At 62.6% G+C, this 18929-nt stretch carries 15 protein-coding genes and 1 tRNA gene; 5 read left to right on the top strand and 11 right to left on the bottom strand.

Annotated features, from left to right (window positions below):
• Positions 1-30: 30 nt before the first annotated feature.
• Together rpsG and rpsL are read right to left on the bottom strand one after the other, a co-directional pair.
• Complete coding sequence (rpsG, locus tag M9955_19010) at positions 31-501, bottom strand: 30S ribosomal protein S7 (protein MCO5083732.1); 471 nt, start codon at positions 499-501, stop codon at positions 31-33.
• A 67-nt stretch (positions 502-568) separates the two neighbouring features.
• Positions 569-940 (bottom strand): 30S ribosomal protein S12, encoded by a 372-nt coding sequence (rpsL, locus tag M9955_19005; GenBank protein MCO5083731.1) that lies wholly within the window; start codon positions 938-940, stop codon positions 569-571.
• Between the two features lie 476 nt (positions 941-1416).
• Here rpsL and M9955_19000 point away from each other — a divergent pair, with 476 nt between their 5' ends.
• The 4 genes from M9955_19000 (at position 1417) to M9955_18985 (ending at position 5003) form a co-directional block, all read left to right on the top strand.
• On the top strand, positions 1417-1698 hold the full coding sequence (locus tag M9955_19000; protein MCO5083730.1) for a transcriptional regulator: 282 nt from the start codon (positions 1417-1419) through the stop codon (positions 1696-1698).
• Positions 1699-1700: 2 nt separating this feature from the next.
• Positions 1701-2813 carry a PLP-dependent cysteine synthase family protein gene (locus M9955_18995; GenBank protein ID MCO5083729.1) on the top strand — a complete coding sequence of 371 codons (1113 nt, stop codon included), beginning with the start codon at positions 1701-1703 and terminating at the stop codon, positions 2811-2813.
• 85 nt (positions 2814-2898) lie between these two features.
• Positions 2899-3828: a Gfo/Idh/MocA family oxidoreductase gene (locus M9955_18990; GenBank protein ID MCO5083728.1), complete on the top strand. Its 930-nt coding sequence runs from the start codon at positions 2899-2901 to the stop codon at positions 3826-3828.
• 113 nt (positions 3829-3941) lie between these two features.
• Entirely contained in the window at positions 3942-5003 is a 1062-nt protein-coding gene (locus M9955_18985; protein ID MCO5083727.1) for a peptidoglycan-binding protein, read from the top strand.
• A gap of 99 nt (positions 5004-5102) precedes the next feature.
• On the opposite strand, the gene rpoC is transcribed toward M9955_18985, so the two are convergent.
• The 8 genes from rpoC to secE all read right to left on the bottom strand — a co-directional run bounded on the left by rpoC (position 5103) and on the right by secE (position 17204).
• Complete coding sequence (rpoC, locus tag M9955_18980) at positions 5103-9299, bottom strand: DNA-directed RNA polymerase subunit beta' (GenBank protein MCO5083726.1); 4197 nt, start codon at positions 9297-9299, stop codon at positions 5103-5105.
• Between the two features lie 135 nt (positions 9300-9434).
• On the bottom strand, positions 9435-13574 hold the full coding sequence (rpoB, locus tag M9955_18975; protein ID MCO5083725.1) for a DNA-directed RNA polymerase subunit beta: 4140 nt from the start codon (positions 13572-13574) through the stop codon (positions 9435-9437).
• 237 nt (positions 13575-13811) lie between these two features.
• Positions 13812-14189 carry a 50S ribosomal protein L7/L12 gene (gene rplL / locus M9955_18970; protein MCO5083724.1) on the bottom strand — a complete coding sequence of 126 codons (378 nt, stop codon included), beginning with the start codon at positions 14187-14189 and terminating at the stop codon, positions 13812-13814.
• Between the two features lie 54 nt (positions 14190-14243).
• Positions 14244-14762, bottom strand: coding sequence for a 50S ribosomal protein L10 (gene rplJ / locus M9955_18965; protein MCO5083723.1), 519 nt, complete (start codon positions 14760-14762; stop codon positions 14244-14246).
• 376 nt (positions 14763-15138) lie between these two features.
• Entirely contained in the window at positions 15139-15840 is a 702-nt protein-coding gene (rplA, locus tag M9955_18960; GenBank protein MCO5083722.1) for a 50S ribosomal protein L1, read from the bottom strand.
• 4 nt (positions 15841-15844) lie between these two features.
• Positions 15845-16273: a 50S ribosomal protein L11 gene (rplK, locus tag M9955_18955; GenBank protein MCO5083721.1), complete on the bottom strand. Its 429-nt coding sequence runs from the start codon at positions 16271-16273 to the stop codon at positions 15845-15847.
• 160 nt (positions 16274-16433) lie between these two features.
• Positions 16434-16973: a transcription termination/antitermination protein NusG gene (gene nusG / locus M9955_18950; protein MCO5083720.1), complete on the bottom strand. Its 540-nt coding sequence runs from the start codon at positions 16971-16973 to the stop codon at positions 16434-16436.
• Between the two features lie 27 nt (positions 16974-17000).
• On the bottom strand, positions 17001-17204 hold the full coding sequence (secE, locus tag M9955_18945; GenBank protein ID MCO5083719.1) for a preprotein translocase subunit SecE: 204 nt from the start codon (positions 17202-17204) through the stop codon (positions 17001-17003).
• Between the two features lie 197 nt (positions 17205-17401).
• Between secE and M9955_18940 the strand changes: the two genes are divergently transcribed.
• Entirely contained in the window at positions 17402-18745 is a 1344-nt protein-coding gene (locus tag M9955_18940) for an aminopeptidase (protein ID MCO5083718.1), read from the top strand.
• 49 nt (positions 18746-18794) lie between these two features.
• Here M9955_18940 and M9955_18935 read toward each other — a convergent pair.
• Positions 18795-18870: transfer RNA gene (locus M9955_18935), tRNA-Trp, on the bottom strand.
• Positions 18871-18929: the final 59 nt, after the last annotated feature.

The following is an 18929-nucleotide window of genomic DNA, read 5'->3' as shown; positions in this document are numbered from 1 at the left end:
GAGGTGCCTCTCAGTCCTTCTTTCGCGCCGTTACCAGCGGTAATGCGCGAAGGCGCGGTTGGCTTCCGCCATCTTGTGGGTGTCTTCACGCTTCTTGACGGCGGTGCCGCGATTGTTCGCAGCGTCCATCAGTTCACCCGACAGGCGATCGACCATCGTCGTCTCGTTACGGTTGCGGGCGGCCGTGATCAGCCAGCGGATGGCGAGAGCCTGACGGCGCTCCGGACGAACGTCGACCGGCACCTGATAGGTCGCACCACCGACGCGGCGCGAGCGCACTTCTACGTGCGGCGCGACATTGTCGAGCGCCTGATGGAAGACGGCGACCGGCTCCTGCTTCGTCTTGGCCTGCACCTGATCGAGCGCGCCATAGACGATCGTCTCGGCGACCGACTTCTTGCCGTCATACATGACGGCGTTCATGAACTTGGTGACGACGAGATCGCCGAACTTCGGGTCCGGATTGATCTCACGCTTCTCTGCACTGTGACGTCGGGACATACTTCTCGTCTCTCGCTATCGACGGCCCGGCGCAGAAAAACAAAGCGCCGAAACCGGGAAAAAGCCCTTACTTCGGACGCTTGGCACCGTATTTCGAGCGGCGCTGCTTGCGGTTCTTCACACCCTGCGTGTCGAGCACGCCACGGATGATGTGATAACGCACACCCGGAAGATCCTTCACGCGGCCGCCGCGGATCATGACCACGGAGTGCTCCTGAAGGTTGTGACCCTCGCCGGGAATGTAGCCGATCACCTCGAAGCCGTTCGTCAGGCGAATCTTGGCGACCTTGCGCAGCGCCGAGTTCGGCTTCTTCGGCGTCGTCGTGTAGACGCGCGTGCAGACACCCCGCTTCTGCGGGTTCTGCTGCATGGCCGGAACCTTGTTGCGCGTCGCCGGCGCCTGGCGCGGCTTGCGGATCAGCTGGTTTACGGTAGGCATTAAACCTTCCTTCTCAATCTCAATCTCGTGTCGATGGCCCTTGCGGGCTCGTTCGGCACTGGAATTTCCATACGCAAATTCGGGCCAAAAACCGCTTCTTGCGGTTCCGCCCGAACAAAAGCAGAGGAAGCGTCAGCCGCTTCGTGCACGCCGGAAATGTCTTAGTGCTCGTAGAACGAACCCTGTTTGAAGCAAAACTTCAGGACAAGACGTCCCGAAACCGAAGCTTCACATCGGTCCAGACGGGCGGCTTCTACTCGCAGAGTCGGAAAGCGTCAACCCCGAACCACCAAAATCCGCGCATCGCGGGCGGTTGGCAGCCATGTGTGGAATGCAGCGCAATTTTGTTTCGTGTGCCATCCATCCGGCGGAATAATGTAATGAGCCATCAAGCGGGATTGCGGATGGGAATGTCATCCGGCGGCAAACCCATATAGAGTCGCCGGATGTCGAACGATATCAAGAGAGAATCGGCGGTGAACGACAACGATCAGCGGTCCGTCACCATCATCACCGGACGCGCCTGGCGCGAGAAGGGCGGCGAGTCGGAAGGCGTCCACGTGATGCTCGTCGCTCCGGACGACGACAGCGCCGTGCGCCGCGCCCTCGAGGCGCTCGCAAAAGAAGGATTCGCGGAAGCCGAACTCGACCAGATCGGCGATATGGAGGGCATGCCGGACGAGGAACCGCATGCCTCCGCCTATCAGGGCGCGGTGGAAGGCGACGTTTCGATCGTCACATTCGAGGAAGGCCTTTGACGATCGAGGCGTCGACCGTGGATGTCGCCGCTTCGCCAAGGGTGTGGGTCGAAGAGGCCATTTCGCGGATCGAGGCCGATCAGCGGCGCTCGGCGGACACGCATCTATGGAAGCTGGACATTCCTGCGCTCCCCGGTATCGACCTTTATCTCAAGGACGAATCCACACATCCGACCGGCAGCCTCAAGCATCGGCTGGCGCGATCACTCTTTCTTTATGCACTTTGCAACGGGCGCATTCATGAGCGAACGGCGGTGGTCGAGGCTTCGTCAGGATCGACGGCCGTTTCGGAGGCCTATTTCGCGCGCATGATCGGCGTACCCTTCTACGCCGTCATGCCCCGCTCGACCTCGCGGGAAAAGATCGCGGCCATCGAACATTATGGCGGAAACTGCCATTTTATCGATGACGGCCGCCGTATCTATGCCGAGTCGACGGATCTGGCGGATCGTCTGGGCGGCTATTTCATGGACCAGTTCACCCATGCCGAACGGGCGACCGACTGGCGCGGCAACAACAACATCGCCGAATCCATCTTCCAGCAGATGGCCGGCGAGCGTTTCCCCGTTCCCGAATGGATCGTGATGAGCGCCGGCACTGGAGGAACGACGGCCACGATCGGCCGCTACGTCCGCTATCGCCGCCACGCCACGCGGCTCAGCGTGCCCGATGTCGAACATTCCGCCTTCTTCGACGGGTTCTCCCGGCGCGACGCCTCATGCATCTGCGAAAAGCCGACGCGCATCGAGGGCATAGGACGGCCGCGCGTCGAACCGTCCTTCGTTCCCGGCGTCATCGACCACATGATCCGCGTGCCAGATGCCGTGTCGCTGGCAGCAATGCAGGTCCTGTCGCGCCGGCTTGGCCGGCGCGTCGGCGGCTCGACCGGCACGAATTTCGCCGGCATGTGCCTGCACGCCGCGCGGATGCGTGCATCCGGCGTTTCCGGCTCCGTGGTCACGCTGATATGCGATTCCGGCGAACGCTATGGGAACACTTATCACTCGGACGAGTGGCTGGACGCACAAGGCTTCGAGACGGCGTCTCATATGCAGGCCATCGAGACGTTCCTCGATGGCGGCCCATTCGAACTCGGCTTCGACGAAAGCAGTTGAGCGGCGGCACTGGCGAGGGCAGCGCTTGCCCGCCGCGCGTGTCCCTCTTATCAATCTCCGCATTCGATCGGGAGATTTTTGAAGCATGGCGCAAGGTAAAATCCGGCTGGGCCTTGTCGGTATCGGCAAGATCGTGCGCGACCAGCATCTGCCGGCCATCGCGCGCAATGCGGATTTCGACCTGATCGCGGCGGCGAGCCGCCACGGGAAGGTCGAGGGAATCGCGAACTTCTCCTCGATCGAGGAGATGCTGGCCGCCATGCCGGAACTCGACGCGGTTTCGCTCTGCATGCCGCCTCAGGCGCGCTACGCTCCGGCGCTCGCGGCGCTTCAGGCCGGCAAGCACGTTTTTCTGGAGAAGCCGCCCGGCGCGACGGTCAGCGAGGTCGAGGAGCTGAAGCATTTGGCTGACGCAAAAGGTGTGTCGCTTTTTGCAAGCTGGCATTCCCGCTATGCGCCTGCCGTCGAGGCGGCGCGCTCCTTCCTCGCCGGAACAGTCGTAAGGTCGGCCTCCATCGTCTGGAAGGAGGACGTCCGCCGCTGGCATCCGTACCAGGCCTGGATATGGGAACCCGGCGGCTTCGGCGTGTTCGACCCGTTCATCAACGCGCTGTCGATCGTCACCCACATACTGCCGCCGCTGCACATCACAGAAGCGACGCTCGACTTTCCCGAAAACCGCGACGCGCCGGTGGCTGCGCGAATGGCGTTTCAAGGCGCGGGCGGGCTGGTGGCGGCTGCGGAGATCGACTGGCTTCAGACCGGCCCCCAGACGTGGGACATCGTCGCCGAGACGGACGCCGGGCGCATGGTGCTGTCAAGCGGCGGCGCAAAACTCGCCATCGACGGCAAGACGGTGCAGGACCAGCCGGAGCGCGAATACCCTGCTCTCTATGAGCGCTTTGCCGAGATCGTTCGGGCCGGTGTCTCGGACGTGGACGTCGCCCCGCTGCAGCATGTCGCCGACGCCTTCATGCTGGGCAAGAGGAACGTGGTCGAGGCGTTTTACGACTGAGACGACGGCAGGCATGACAATCCGAAAGCTTCTCCCGCCGCCGGTTTCGGCGTAGGATAGTAGGCGGGTTACATGATCGGCGGGCTTGACGTTCCGGTAGAAGGTTCGTTGCCGTGGCGCTCGTGTCGCAATGCCTGTGCGGAAATGCGCGACTTCAGGCCGTCGCCCTCAACAACCCTGCCATGTTCGTCGGCGAGACAGGCTTCGCCGTCGCCCTTGTTCAGAAAAGTCTGGTCGATCTCGGCTACAAGCTGCCGATCTCCGTTGGCGCCGAAGGATTGCCGGACGGCATCTTCGGCAACGAGACCTTCACCCAGGTGAAGGCCTTTCAGGAATGGGCCGGACTGAAAATCGATGGAATCGTCGGCAGGCTGACGATCACCGGAATCGATGCGATTCTTGCGAAAGACGAGAGGCCCTCGCCCTGGCTGAAGTTCAAGATCGAAGGATTGCCGGCGCCCGGCAACCTGCCCGAGGGCGTCAAATGGGAAGCCGATCAGTATCGCGCTGACGTGAGAAGCGTGATTCTCCGTATGAATTCAAATTCCGTGTTTCGCGCCATTCTGGATCACATTCTGGGCAGGATAAGAGTTCGGCCGGGAAAGTCTGCGAAGACCGAGCCCTACTGGTCCGGCCTGGAAGAGTATCTCTTCTACACACCTTACCTCTTTTGGCCGGGGTCGCCGCTCTACGAAGGGCCGCCGTCCGGGCCGAAATCTACCGAGCGCAGTCGCATGATCGTCTGGAGCGATGACATGACGTTCTGTCACGAACTTGTGCATGCCATGCTTTTCAGTCGTGGCAGCACCGCACGCGATACGAATGTTCCCGGCATCGTCCATCCCATCAAGATCATCAGCAAGCCGCACATCTTCCTGGACAAGCTTTTCTTCGGCAATTTTGGAGACTTTATCGCAATCGTGGTCGCCAACACGTTCCTTTCTCTGCAAAGACGCGGCCGTCCGATAGAGGCCATTGCCCGCAACCGTCTCCTGCTGGTTATGGATCATCATGCGCCCAACCAGCACCGGCCGCTTCGCAGTCCCGAGACATTTCACGAGACACCGGAAATAAGGGATTTGCTGCTGAAGGTTTGGGCTGAACTCGATACGTTCGCTCGCGCGGTGGCAGAAAATAGCGCTCCCTTCAACCCTTTGCGTGACGTGAGGAAGTAGGAAGCCAGGAGACGTGCCTTGATGGCGCCGCATTATCCGCAACGAAAAAGGCCGCCGGAGCGATCCGGCGGCCTTTTGGTTTCGCAGTGACCGGCGTGCTTACTGCGCGGCGGTCGACATGTCCGCCAGCAGCGGATCGGCGATCTCGACGCCCGAAGCCTTGCGGCGCTCGTCGAGGATCAGTTCGTCGCGATGGGTCGCGATGCGACGGATCTGGCTCATCTGGCCGCCAGTGCCGGCCGGGATGAGACGGCCGACGATGACGTTTTCCTTGAGGCCCTGCAGCGTATCCATCTTGCCGGCGACCGCCGCCTCGGTGAGCACGCGGGTGGTCTCCTGGAAGGAGGCCGCCGAGATGAAGGACGGAGTCTGCAGGGAGGCCTTGGTGATGCCGAGCAGCACCGGTTGGCCGGCCGCCGGCTTCTTGCCATCCTCGATCAGGCGTTCGTTGACCTCGTCCAGTTCGATCACATCGACATGGTCGCCCGGGATGTAGACCGAGTCGCCCTGCTCCGTGATCTCCACCTTCTGCAGCATCTGGCGAACGATCACCTCGATGTGCTTGTCGTTGATGACCACGCCCTGCAACCGGTAGACTTCCTGGATTTCGTTGACGAGGTAGGAAGCCAGAGCCTCCACGCCCTTGATCGCCAGGATGTCGTGCGGCGCCGGGTTGCCGTCGAGGATGTAGTCGCCCTTCTCGATGACGTCGCCGTCCTGAAGATGGAACGGTTTGCCCTTCGGAATGAGATACTCCACCGGCTCCAGCGTCGAGTCATGCGGCTCGATGATGATGCGGCGCTTGTTCTTGTAGTCGCGGCCGAAGCGGACCGTGCCGTCGATCTCGGCGATGATGGCGTGGTCCTTCGGACGACGGGCCTCGAACAGCTCGGCCACACGCGGCAGACCGCCGGTGATGTCCTTGGTCTTGGCGCTTTCCATCGGGATACGCGCCAGCACGTCGCCCGGCTTCACATGCGCGCCCGGCTCGACCGACAGAATGGCCTCGACCGAGAGCATGAAGCGGGCATCGCCACCCTTGGACAGCTTGCCGACCTTACCCTTGGCGTCCTGCACGACGAGAGCCGGCTTGAGGTCCGAACCGCGCGGCGTGGACCGCCAGTCGATGACCTCGCGCTTGGTGATGCCGGTCGACTCGTCGGTCGTCTCCTGCACGGAAATGCCGTCGACCAGATCCTCGAACGCCACGCGACCCTCGATCTCGGTGAGGATCGGGCGGGTATACGGGTCCCACTCGGCGATGCGCTGGCCGCGCTTCACCTTGTCGCCGTCATCCACATAGACGCGCGAACCGTAGGTGACGCGGTGCGTCGCGCGCTCCTTGCCGGCTTCGTCGAGGATCAGCACCGCCATGTTGCGGCCCATGACGACCAGCTGGCCGTCGGAGTTGCGCACCACATTGCGGTTGCGGATCTGCACCGTGCCCTCATACGAGGCCTCCAGGAACGACTGGTCGACGACCTGCGCCGTGCCGCCCATGTGGAAGGTACGCATGGTGAGCTGCGTGCCCGGCTCGCCGATCGACTGCGCCGCGATGACGCCGACTGCCTCGCCCTGGTTGACGGGCGTGCCGCGAGCCAGATCGCGACCGTAGCAGACCGCGCAGACACCGACCCGAACCTCGCAGGTGAGCGCCGAGCGGATGCGGACGGACTGGATGCCGGCCTTCTCGATGACGTCGACGTCACGCTCATCGATCAGCTTACCGCCCTTCACCAGCAGATCGCCGCTGACGGGATGGTTGATGTCCTCGAGCGCCGTGCGGCCGAGGATGCGCTGTCCGAGCGAGGCGACGACCTGACCGGCATCGACGATCGGCTGCATGGTGAGGCCCTTGTCGGTGCCGCAGTCGACCGCGTTGACGATGCAGTCCTGCGCCACGTCGACGAGACGGCGCGTGAGATAGCCCGAATTCGCCGTCTTCAAGGCGGTGTCGGCCAATCCCTTGCGGGCGCCGTGGGTCGAGTTGAAGTACTCGAGCACGGTCAGGCCTTCCTTGAAGTTCGAGATGATCGGCGTCTCGATGATCTCGCCCGACGGCTTGGCCATCAGACCGCGCATGCCGGCAAGCTGACGCATCTGCGTCGGCGAGCCGCGGGCGCCGGAGTGGCTCATCATGTAGATCGAATTCATCGGCTTCTGGCGGCCATTGTCGTTGAATTCAACCGCCTTGATGCGGCCCATCATCTCGTCCGCGACCTTCTCCGAGCACTTGGCCCAGGCGTCGACCACCTTGTTGTACTTCTCGCCCTGCGTGATCAGGCCGTCATTGTACTGCTGCTCGTACTCCTTGGCCAAAGCCTCGGTGTCCGCCACCAGCTTCGCCTTGGTGTCCGGGATCAGCATGTCGTCCTTGCCGAATGAAATGCCGGCGCGGCAGGCATGGGCGAAACCGAGCGACATGATGCGGTCGCAGAAGATGACCGTCTCCTTCTGACCGCAGTGGCGGTAGACGGTGTCGATCATCTTGGAGATGTTCTTCTTGGTCATCTCCTGGTTGGCGGTCTCGAACGGCACGTTGTGGTTCTTCGGCAGAAGCTCGCCGATAATCATGCGGCCGGGCGTCGTATCGTAGATCTTCGAGACGACGTTGCCGTCCTTGTCGACCGTGCGGAAACGACCCTTGATCTTGGCGTGCAGAGTGACGGCCCTCGTCTCCAGCGCGTGCTGGAGCTCGCCCATGTCGGCGAACGCCATGCCCTGCCCCGGCTCGTTTTCGTTGACGATCGAGAGATAGTAGAGGCCGAGCACCATGTCTTGCGACGGCACGATGATCGGCGCGCCGGAGGCCGGGTGCAGGATGTTGTTGGTCGACATCATCAGCACGCGCGCTTCCAGCTGCGCTTCCAGCGACAGCGGGACGTGCACGGCCATCTGGTCGCCGTCGAAATCCGCGTTGAAGGCCGTGCAGACCAGCGGATGAAGCTGGATCGCCTTGCCTTCGATCAGGATCGGCTCGAACGCCTGGATGCCCAGGCGGTGCAGCGTCGGCGCGCGGTTCAGCAGCACCGGATGCTCGCGGATAACCTCGTCGAGGATATCCCAGACTTCCGGCTTCTCCTTCTCGACCAGCTTCTTCGCCTGCTTGACCGTCGAGGAGTAACCCTTGGCGTCGAGGCGGGCGTAGATGAACGGCTTGAACAGCTCCAGCGCCATCTTCTTCGGCAGGCCGCACTGATGCAGCTTGAGCTCCGGACCGGTCACGATGACCGAACGGCCGGAATAGTCGACGCGCTTGCCGAGCAGATTCTGGCGGAAGCGACCCTGCTTGCCCTTCAGCATGTCGGAGAGCGACTTCAGCGGGCGCTTGTTGGCGCCGGTGATAACGCGGCCGCGGCGACCGTTGTCGAACAGCGCGTCGACAGCCTCCTGCAGCATGCGCATCTCGTTGCGGATGATGATGCCGGGGGCGCGCAGCTCCTTCAGCCGCTTCAGGCGATTGTTGCGGTTGATGACGCGGCGGTAGAGGTCGTTCAGATCCGACGTGGCGAAGCGGCCGCCGTCCAGCGGGACGAGCGGGCGCAAATCCGGCGGGATGACCGGGATGACGTTGAGGATCATCCATTCCGGACGGTTGCCGGATTCCATGAAGTTTTCGACGACCTTCAGGCGCTTCAGCAGCTTCTTCTGCTTCAGCTCCGACGTGGTCGAGGCGAGTTCCGAACGCAGTTCGCCCGCGATCTTCTCCAGCTCCATGCCGGCCAGCAGTTCCTGGATGGCCTCGGCGCCGATCTTGGCGGTGAAGGCGTCTTCACCGTAATTGTCGACCGCCAGCATGTACTCCTCTTCGGAGAGGAGCTGGTGCTGCTTGAGATCGGTCAGGCCGTTCTCCATGACGATATAGTTCTCGAAATAGAGAACCCGCTCGATATCCTTGAGCGTCATGTCGAGCAGCGTGCCGATGCGCGACGGCAGCGACTTCAGGAACCAGATATGGGCGACGGGCGCGGCCAGCTCGATATGGCCCATGCGCTCGCGGCGAACGCGCGACAGGGTGACTTCCACGCCGCATTTCTCGCAGATGACGCCCTTGTACTTCATGCGCTTGTACTTGCCGCACAGGCACTCGTAGTCCTTGATCGGACCGAAGATGCGCGCGCAGAACAGGCCGTCACGCTCGGGCTTGAACGTGCGGTAGTTGATCGTCTCCGGCTTCTTGATCTCGCCGAACGACCAGGACAGGATCTTGTCGGGGCTCGCCAGCGAGATGCGAATGGAATCGAACACCTGCGCCGGAGCCTGGTTATTGAAGAGATTCATGACCTCTTGGTTCATGCCGTTCTCCTTTCGGGGCCTCGTGACCCCCTGAATTTCTGACGGGCGCCGCGGCCCTTCGCGTTGCCGGCGCAGCGCGCAGAAGGCGCGCTGCCGGCTTCGTGGTGCGGCATCATACGCCGCGAGGATACGCCGCTATTCCGCGGCGTCGGGCAGACGCTGCTGCGCCTGGTCGTCGACCTTGGTGTTCTCAAGCTCGACATTGAGCCCGAGCGACCGCATTTCCTTGACGAGAACGTTGAAGCTCTCCGGGATGCCGGCTTCGAACGTGTCGTCGCCGCGGACGATCGCCTCGTAGACCTTGGTGCGGCCGGCCACGTCGTCCGACTTCACCGTCAGCATCTCCTGCAGCGTGTAGGCCGCGCCGTAGGCTTCCAGCGCCCAGACCTCCATCTCGCCGAAACGCTGGCCGCCGAACTGCGCCTTGCCGCCCAGCGGCTGCTGGGTGACGAGCGAGTACGGTCCGATCGAACGGGCGTGGATCTTGTCGTCCACGAGGTGATGCAGCTTGAGCATATATATGTAGCCCATCGTCACCTTGCGATCGAACGGCTCGCCGGTGCGCCCGTCATAGAGCGTCGACTGGCCGGAGGAATGCAGGCCCGCCTGCTCCAGCATCTCGTTGATGTTGACCTCGTGCGCGCCGTCGAACACCGGGGTGGCGATCGAAACGCCACGTCGCATCTGCTCGCCGAGCCGCACGATGGAGTCATCGTCGAACCTGCGGACCGGCTCGTTGCGGTCGTTGTCCGGAATGATCTGCTCGATCGTCTGGCGCAACGGCTTGATGTCGCCGCTGGACTTGTAGGCGTCGATCAGCTGCCCGATCTTCCGGCCCATGCCCGCGCACGCCCAGCCTAGGTGCGTCTCCAGGATCTGGCCGACATTCATGCGCGACGGCACGCCCAACGGATTGAGCACGATGTCGGCATGCGTGCCGTCCTCGAGGAACGGCATGTCCTCGACCGGAACGATGCGCGACACGACGCCCTTATTGCCGTGACGGCCGGCCATCTTGTCGCCCGGCTGCATCTTGCGCTTCACAGCCACGAAGACCTTGACCATCTTCATGACGCCAGGAGGCATCTCGTCGCCGCGCTGCACCTTCTCGACCTTGTCCATGAAGCGCTGTTCCAGCGCCTTCTTGGACTCGTCATACTGGCCGCGCAGGGCTTCCAGCTCGCCCTGAAGCTTTTCGACTTCCACGGCGAACTGCCACCACTGCGAGCGGGGATAATCCGCCAGCAACTCCTTGGAGAGCTTGGTTCCCTTCTTGAAGCCCTTCGGACCCGCAATCGCCTCGGCGCCGTCGAGCATGTCGCTCAGGCGGCTGTAGACGTTGCGGTCGAGGATGGCCTGCTCGTCGTCGCGGTCCTTGGCGAGACGCTCGATCTCCTCGCGCTCGATCGCCATGGCGCGCTCGTCCTTCTCCACGCCGTGGCGGTTGAAGACGCGCACCTCGACGACCGTGCCGAAGGTTCCGGGCGGCATGCGCATGGAGGTGTCGCGGACATCGGACGCCTTCTCGCCGAAGATGGCGCGCAGAAGCTTTTCTTCCGGCGTCATCGGGCTCTCGCCCTTCGGCGTGATCTTGCCGACCAGGATGTCGCCCGGCTGCACTTCCGCGCCGATATAGACGATGCCGGCCTCGTCGAGGTTCTTCAACGCCTCTTCCGACACGTTCGGAATGTCGCGCGTGATCTCCTCAGGCCCGAGCTTGGTGTCGCGGGCCATGACCTCGAACTCCTCGATGTGGATCGAGGTGAAGACGTCGTCCGCGACGATGCGCTCGGACAGAAGGATCGAGTCCTCGTAGTTGTAGCCGTTCCACGGCATGAACGCGACGAGCACGTTGCGGCCGAGCGCCAGATCGCCGAGATCGGTCGAGGGACCGTCGGCGATGATGTCGCCCTTGTTGACGTGATCACCCATCTTTACCAGCGGACGCTGGTTGATGCAGGTGTTCTGGTTCGACCGCTGAAACTTCATCAGCCGGTAGATGTCGACGCCGGACTTGCCGGCTTCGAGGTCTTCCGTGGCGCGGATGACGATACGCGTCGCGTCCACCTGATCGACGATGCCGCCGCGGCGGGCGCCGATGGCGGCGCCGGAGTCGCGGGCGACGACCGGTTCCATGCCGGTGCCGACGAACGGCGCTTCGGCGCGCACCAGCGGCACGGCCTGACGCTGCATGTTCGAGCCCATCAGCGCGCGGTTGGCGTCGTCGTTCTCAAGGAACGGGATGAGCGCGGCCGCGACCGAAACCATCTGCTTCGGCGACACGTCCATCAGGTCGACGTTCTCGCGCGGCGCCATCATCACCTCGCCGGCGTTGCGGCAGATGACGAATTCGTCGACGAAACGGCCTTCCTTGTCGAGCTCGGCGTTCGCCTGCGCGACGAAGTGCTTCGCCTCTTCCATCGCCGACAGATAGACCACCTCGTTGGTGAGCTTGCCGTCGATGATCTTGCGATACGGAGACTCGATGAAGCCGTACTTGTTGACGCGAGCAAACGTCGCCAGACTGTTGATAAGACCGATGTTCGGGCCTTCCGGCGTCTCGATCGGGCAGATGCGGCCATAGTGCGTCGGGTGCACGTCGCGCACCTCGAAGCCGGCGCGCTCGCGGGTCAGACCGCCGGGTCCGAGCGCCGATAGGCGACGCTTGTGCGTGATCTCGGAGAGCGGGTTGGTCTGGTCCATGAACTGCGAGAGCTGCGAGGAGCCGAAGAACTCGCGCACGGCGGCGGCCGCCGGCTTGGCGTTGATCAGGTCCTGCGGCATGACCGTGTCGATCTCGATCGAGGACATGCGCTCCTTGATGGCGCGCTCCATGCGCAGCAGGCCGACGCGATACTGGTTCTCCATCAGCTCGCCGACCGAACGCACGCGGCGGTTGCCGAGATTGTCGATGTCGTCGATCTCGCCCTTGCCGTCGCGCAGTTCCACCAGCGTCTTGACGACGGCGATGATGTCCTCCTTGCGGAGCACGCGCACCGTATCCGGGCAATCGAGTTCCAGACGCATGTTCATCTTGACGCGGCCGACAGCCGACAGGTCGTAACGCTCGGCATCGAAGAACAGCGAGTTGAACATCGCCTCGGCCGTCTCAAGCGTCGGCGGCTCGCCCGGGCGCATGACGCGGTAGATGTCGAACAGCGCGTCCTGGCGGCTCTCGTTCTTGTCGACGGCCAGCGTGTTGCGGATGTAGGCGCCCACGTTGACGTGGTCGATGTCGAGGATCTGAATCTCCTCCTCGCCTGCCGAAAGCAGGACCTTCAGGGTCTTCTCGTCGATCTCGTCTCCGGCTTCGAGATAGATCTCACCGGTGGCGTAGTTGACGATATCCTCGGCGAGATAGGAGCCGTAGAGATCGTCCTCGGTGGCCTTGATCGCCTTCAGGCCCTTGTCGGCGAGCTGGCGCGCCTGACGGGCAGTGATCTTCTTGCCCTGCTCCACGACCACTTCGCCGGTGTCGGCGTCAACCAGATCGTTGACGGCCTTGAGGCCCTTGAAGCGCTCGACGGAGAACGGAATGCGCCAGTGGTCCTTGGACTTCTTGTAGGTGATCTTGTTGTAGAAGGTCGACAGGATCTCCTCGCCGTCCATGCCCAGCGCCATCAGCAGGCTGGTGACGGGGATCTTGCGGCGGCGGTCGATGCGCGCATGCACGACGTCCTTCGAGTCGAACTCGATGTCGAGCCACGAGCCGCGATAGGGAATGACGCGCGCCGCGAACAGCAACTTGCCCGACGAGTGCGACTTGCCCTTGTCGTGGTCGAAGAAGACGCCCGGCGAGCGGTGCATCTGCGAGACAATGACGCGCTCGGTGCCGTTGACGATGAAGGTGCCGTTCATCGTCATGAGCGGCATGTCGCCCATGTAAACGTCCTGCTCCTTGATGTCCTTGATGGACTTCGAGCCGGTATCCTCGTCGATATCGAACACGATCAGGCGCAGCGTCACCTTCAGCGGCGCGGCATAAGTCAGATCGCGCTGCCGGCATTCGTCGACGTCGAACTTCGGCGCCTCGAACTCGTACCGGACGAACTCCAGCATGGACGCGCCCGAAAAGTCCGAGATCGGGAAGACCGACTTGAAAACAGCCTGCAGGCCTTCGTCCGCACGGCCGCCCTTGGGCTCGTCCACCATCAGGAACTGGTCATAAGATGCCTTCTGCACCTCGATGAGGTTCGGCATTTCCGCGACTTCGGGGATCTTTCCGAAGAACTTGCGTACGCGTCTGCGGCCATTGAAAGTCTGGGTCTGGGCCATCGTCGCTCCTTGGCTTGCTTCTTGGGGCGGCTCCGCCGAACCGCCTTGCAACTCGCGGCCGCCCGGAAAGCGGCCAAAATCAACTCCGCCAGCCGGCGGTCTTCCAAAACGGCTGGAAACCTGTTTCCTGAAAGCCGCTCCCGGCCCTCAGGAAAGAGGTTTCCGTCACTCTCCCCCAACGAGCGCCCCGCAAGGCGAGGCAGACGGGCGGTGAGGACACCGCCCGTCGGTACCCGATTACTTCAGCTCGACCTTGGCGCCAGCCTTCTCGAGCTGCTCCTTGATCTTGGCGGCGTCGGCCTTGTTGACCGCTTCCTTCACCGTCTTCGGAGCGCCCTCGACGAGGTCCTTGGCCTCCTTCAGGCCGAGACCGGTGATGGCGCGCACTTCCTTGATGACCTCGATCTTCTTGTCGCCGGCGGCAGCCAGAACGACGTCGAACTCGGTCTTCTCCTCGACCGGAGCGGCGGCGGCAGCGCCACCGCCGGCAGCGGCGACCGCCACCGGAGCAGCGGCGGACACGCCCCACTTCTCTTCCAGGAGCTTCGACAGCTCGGCCGCCTCGAGGACGGTCAGCGAGGACAGGTCATCTACGATCTTTGCGAGATCAGCCATTTTCGTTTTCCTTCAAAAAGTTCGAACAGGTGTTTTCGACAGCGAGGAACGGCCTCATGCCGCCTCGTCCTTCCGGGCATAGGCGCCGATGACGCGCGCGACGGATGCCGCGGGCGCATTGACGACCTGGGCGATCCGGGTAGCCGGGGTGGCGATCATGCCAACCAGGCGGGCGCGCAGCTCGTCCAGCGACGGCAGCGAGGCGAGAGCCTTCACCGCATCGGGGTTGAGTGTGGTCGCGCCCATCGCGCCGCCGAGAATGACAAGCTTGTCATTGCCCTTGGCGAAATCGGACGCCACCTTCGGCGCCGCAATCGGATCCGCCGAGTAGGCGATCAGCGTCTGTCCGGTGAACAGGTCGATGATCTTCTCGGATTCCGTGCCCTGAAGAGCGATTTTGGCGAGACGGTTCTTCGCGACTTTGACGGTACCGCCGGCTGCACGCATCTTCGTACGAAGATCGTTCATTTGTGCGACGGTGATACCGGCATAGTGGGCCACGACGACCGAGCCGGCGCCCTTGAAGGCGTCGTTCAGGTTCGTGACGAGCTCGCGTTTTTCCGCTCTATCCACTGCCTATCTCCAGTTGACCTCCGCCCGGACTGTTCGGGAACGGAGATCGGGTTGCCTTTTGCCGACCGGATCATCCAAAAAAGGATCGTCCGAACGACGCTCGAGGATCCTGTCCCCTTTTCGCCGCTCCGCCGTTTCCGGCGGCGCGCTGACAAAAGGCACACACGGTTCGAACCTTTCATCGAAGCGTCACGCTTCTTTGTCGGGTCTTCACCCGTCTCATGCAGGCTCATCTGAATTAAGGACGGGCGAGGCCCGGCCGCCTGCAATCTCGGACAGGATATCCGGGGTCGTTTCCTTCCCCGGAAACCGGCGCCCGATCGCTCGGGAGCCGGAATTTCAATGGCGCCAGCCACGGCCGGCGCCAGAATACGAATTACGACACGGCCGTCAGCGAGGCCGGGTCGAGCTTCAGGCCCGGGCCCATCGTCGTGGTCAGCGAGACCTTCTTGACGTAGTTGCCCTTGGCGCCGGACGGCTTGGCCTTCGTCACCGCATCGGTGAAGGCGCGGATGTTCTCGGCGATGGCGGCGGCGTCGAACGACACCTTGCCGACGCCGGCATGCACGATGCCCGCCTTCTCGACGCGGAACTCCACCGCGCCGCCCTTCGACGCCTTGACGGCGGCGGCGACATCCATGGTCACGGTGCCGACCTTCGGGTTCGGCATCATGCCGCGCGGGCCAAGCACCTTGCCGAGACGGCCGACCAAGCCCATCATGTCCGGCGTGGCGATGCAGCGATCGAAATCGATCGTGCCGCCCTGAACCGTGGCGACCAGGTCTTCCGCGCCGACGATGTCGGCGCCGGCAGCCTTGGCCTCGTCGGCCTTCGGACCCTTGGCGAACACGGCGACACGGACGGTACGGCCCGTGCCGTTCGGCAGGTTCACGACGCCGCGGACCATCTGGTCGGCGTGACGCGGATCGACGCCGAGGTTCATGGCGACCTCGAAGGTCTCATCGAACTTGGCCGTCGCACGCTCCTTGAGGATCTTCACGGCCTCGTCGAGCGAATAGGCCTTGTTGCGGTCGATGCCCTCGCGGGACTTGGCTACGCGCTTTGCAATCTTCGCCATGATCTCAGCCCACCACTTCCAGGCCCATCGAACGGGCGGAGCCTTCGACCATCAGCATCGCTGCCTCGACGTCGTTGGCGTTCAGATCCTTCAGCTTCTTCTCGGCGATCTCGCGCACCTGCGCCTTCGTCACCGAACCGGCCTTCACCTTACCCGGCTCCTTGGAGCCCGACTTGAGGTTGGCGGCCTTCTTCAGGAAATAGCTCACCGGCGGCGTCTTCATGACGAAGGTGAACGACTTGTCCTGATAGTAGGTGATCACGACCGGAACCGGCGATCCCTTTTCCATCTCCTGCGTCTGCGCGTTGAACGCCTTGCAGAATTCCATGATGTTGATGCCACGCTGACCAAGCGCCGGACCGATCGGGGGCGACGGAGTCGCGGAGCCCGCGGAGACCTGAAGCTTGAGCTGGCCTGCAATTTTCTTAGCCATATCTCTCTGCCTTCTTCTCGTGCCGGCAAGATGCCGGCGGTTGCAGTCCGGTGGTTCGGCTCGCGCGGCCGGCTAAGCCGCCTCGCCTCCCACCCGTTCGGCGCAGCGCATCAGCGCCTTGCCCTCTCCCGGCCGGCGAACCGGCCGCGAGTTTTCGCGATCAGCTCTTTTCGACCTGACCGAATTCCAGATCGACCGGCACCGCACGCCCGAAGATCGACACCTCGACCTTGAGCCGCGCCCGCTCCTCGTCGACTTCCTGAACGAAGCCGTTGAACGACGCGAACGGACCGTCCGAGACGCGCACCTGCTCGCCGATCTCGAAGGTGATGGACGGCTTCGGCCGTTCCACACCCTCCTGCACCTGGTTCAGGATGCGCTGCGCCTCCGCCTCGCTGATATGCATCGGCTTGGCGGTGTGCTTGTCCTCGCCCAGAAAGCCGGTGACGCGCTGCGTGTTCTTGACAAGGCTGATGACCCGATCGTTCAGATCGGCCTTCATCAGCACATAGCCCGGAAAGAACTTCCGCTCCGCGTCGACCTTCTTGCCACGACGGATCTCGACGACCTTTTCAGTCGGGACGACGATCTGCTCGATATGCTGGCTCAGGCCCTTCTGCTCGGCCTTCTTCTGGATTTCCTCGGCGACCTTCTTCTCGAAATTCGAGTAGGCGTGGACGATATACCACCGGGCAGTCATCTCGATAATGTCTCCGTGAGGCCGGTACTAACGCCCGAGGCCGAGAATCAGCTCGACGCCAAACGCCATGAGCTGGTCGGCTGCAAAAAAGAAGATCATGGCGAGCGCGGCAAAACCGAAGACCATCGCCGTGGAGATCAGCGTCTCGCGACGGGACGGCCAGGTCACCTTGGCGGTTTCCTGCCGCACCTGCTGCAGAAAGGTAAAAGGATTCGTGGTCTTCGATGCCATCTGCCGCTCTGTCTCGCGAGGACCCGTAAATCCGGATCTTCTATTTTCCGATCAAGGGGTTATCACCCCGGATGCTGCGACGAAGGCCAGCGAATCATCGCTTACTTTTCGCCATGCCAGCAAGGCGCGTCAAGCCGATCCCTCAGCTCCACGCGCCACGCGTTCCGTGCCGCCTACATAAAACCGATTCCCGACACATGCAAGGGGTCGCGATCCGTTTACGCATGCGCACCGGTTGCGGAACCATCCATTCGTCCCGACAGAGTGCGGCGGTACCTATGCCTCAACGCGCCGTTTTTGGCAAGCACATAGCCGATGGTCGCCCCTTCGCGCGCAATCTTGCCGATGGCGAGCGCATATCCTACACCTCCCACGGTCTCGTGAAGGAATTGGCGCCGCTCTTGAAGACAAGGGAAAATGGCAGCGTTCGCCACGCGCACGCCCCGTACAGTGGGCGCGCGATCTTACGCTCGTTGTCGCGTTTGATCGCAGCGGCGGTGACGCTTATCGGCGCTTCGGGCTGCACCAGCCTCTCCTATTACGCATATTCCCTCAATGGCCACCTGAATGTCATGGCCTCGCGCCGGAACGTCGAAAGGCTGATCGACGATCCGTCAACGCCTGAAAAGCTCCGCACCCAGATGGTGTCCGCCCGCCTCATCCGGCAGTTCGCGAGCGACGAACTGGGATTGCCCGACAATACCAGCTATCGCAGTTATGCCGATGTCGGTCAGGAGGCAGTGACGTGGGCGGTCTTCGCGGCGCCGGAGTTTTCGCTTACGCCGCACACATGGTGTTTCCCGGTGTTCGGCTGCGTTCCCTATCGCGGGTATTTTTCCAAGACATCCGCGATTGAAACGGCCGCTGACCTGCAAAAGCAGGGTTTTGAGGTCTATGTGACGGGCGTGACGGCCTATTCGACGCTCGGCTGGTCGAGCGATCCGCTCGTCAGCACCATGTTCACCCAGAACCAAACCTACCTGGCAGGGCTTGTCTTTCACGAACTCGCCCACCAGCGCGTCTACGTCCGGGATGATTCCGCGTTCAACGAGGCGTTTGCCGTCGCGGTGGAAACGAGCGGCGTCAGAAAATGGCTGAGGTCGACCGGAGATTTTGCCAGACTGCGCCGCTACGAAGCGGAAAGGCTACGCCGCATCGAATTCCTCGCTCTGGTGTCGCGGGCGCGCGGTGAGCTGATGCAGGTCTACGCCAGCTCCGGCACGGTAAAGCAGAAGCGGGCAGCAAAGGCTGCGACGATCGAACGGCTGCGCGCACGCTACAGGGCGCTTCGCGATAACCGCTGGCATGGATACGGAGGTTATGATGCATGGTTCGATGCGCCGATAAACAATGCACGACTAGCAGCGGTTTCCGTTTACAGCGATCAGGCCGGGGCATTTCTGCGCCTTCTGGACCTCTGTTCCGGAAACCATAGACGCTTTTACGCGGCGGTGGAGAAGCTGGCGACCATGGACAAGGCTGTGCGCGCCAACGCCCTTATGAGCGCGGATTCCTGTTCCGTCGGCGACGGTTCGAGTTGAAGCAGGAACCGTCCGGAAAGCTTGTCTGTCTTATGGTCCTGAAAATTCCTGGCAGGGGCAGCAGGGCTCGAACCCGCGACCTGCGGTTTTGGAGACCGCCGCTCTACCAACTGAGCTATACCCCTACAGGCGGCACTGCTATTTCATAGACGCAGGCGGGATTCAAGCACCGTTTTCGTTTCCG

The organism is Rhizobiaceae bacterium, assembly GCA_023953845.1.
GTDB lineage: Bacteria > Pseudomonadota > Alphaproteobacteria > Rhizobiales > Rhizobiaceae > Arvimicrobium.
Note: the sequence above shows the minus strand (reverse complement) of the source record. Positions and strands in the feature narration are given on the sequence as shown.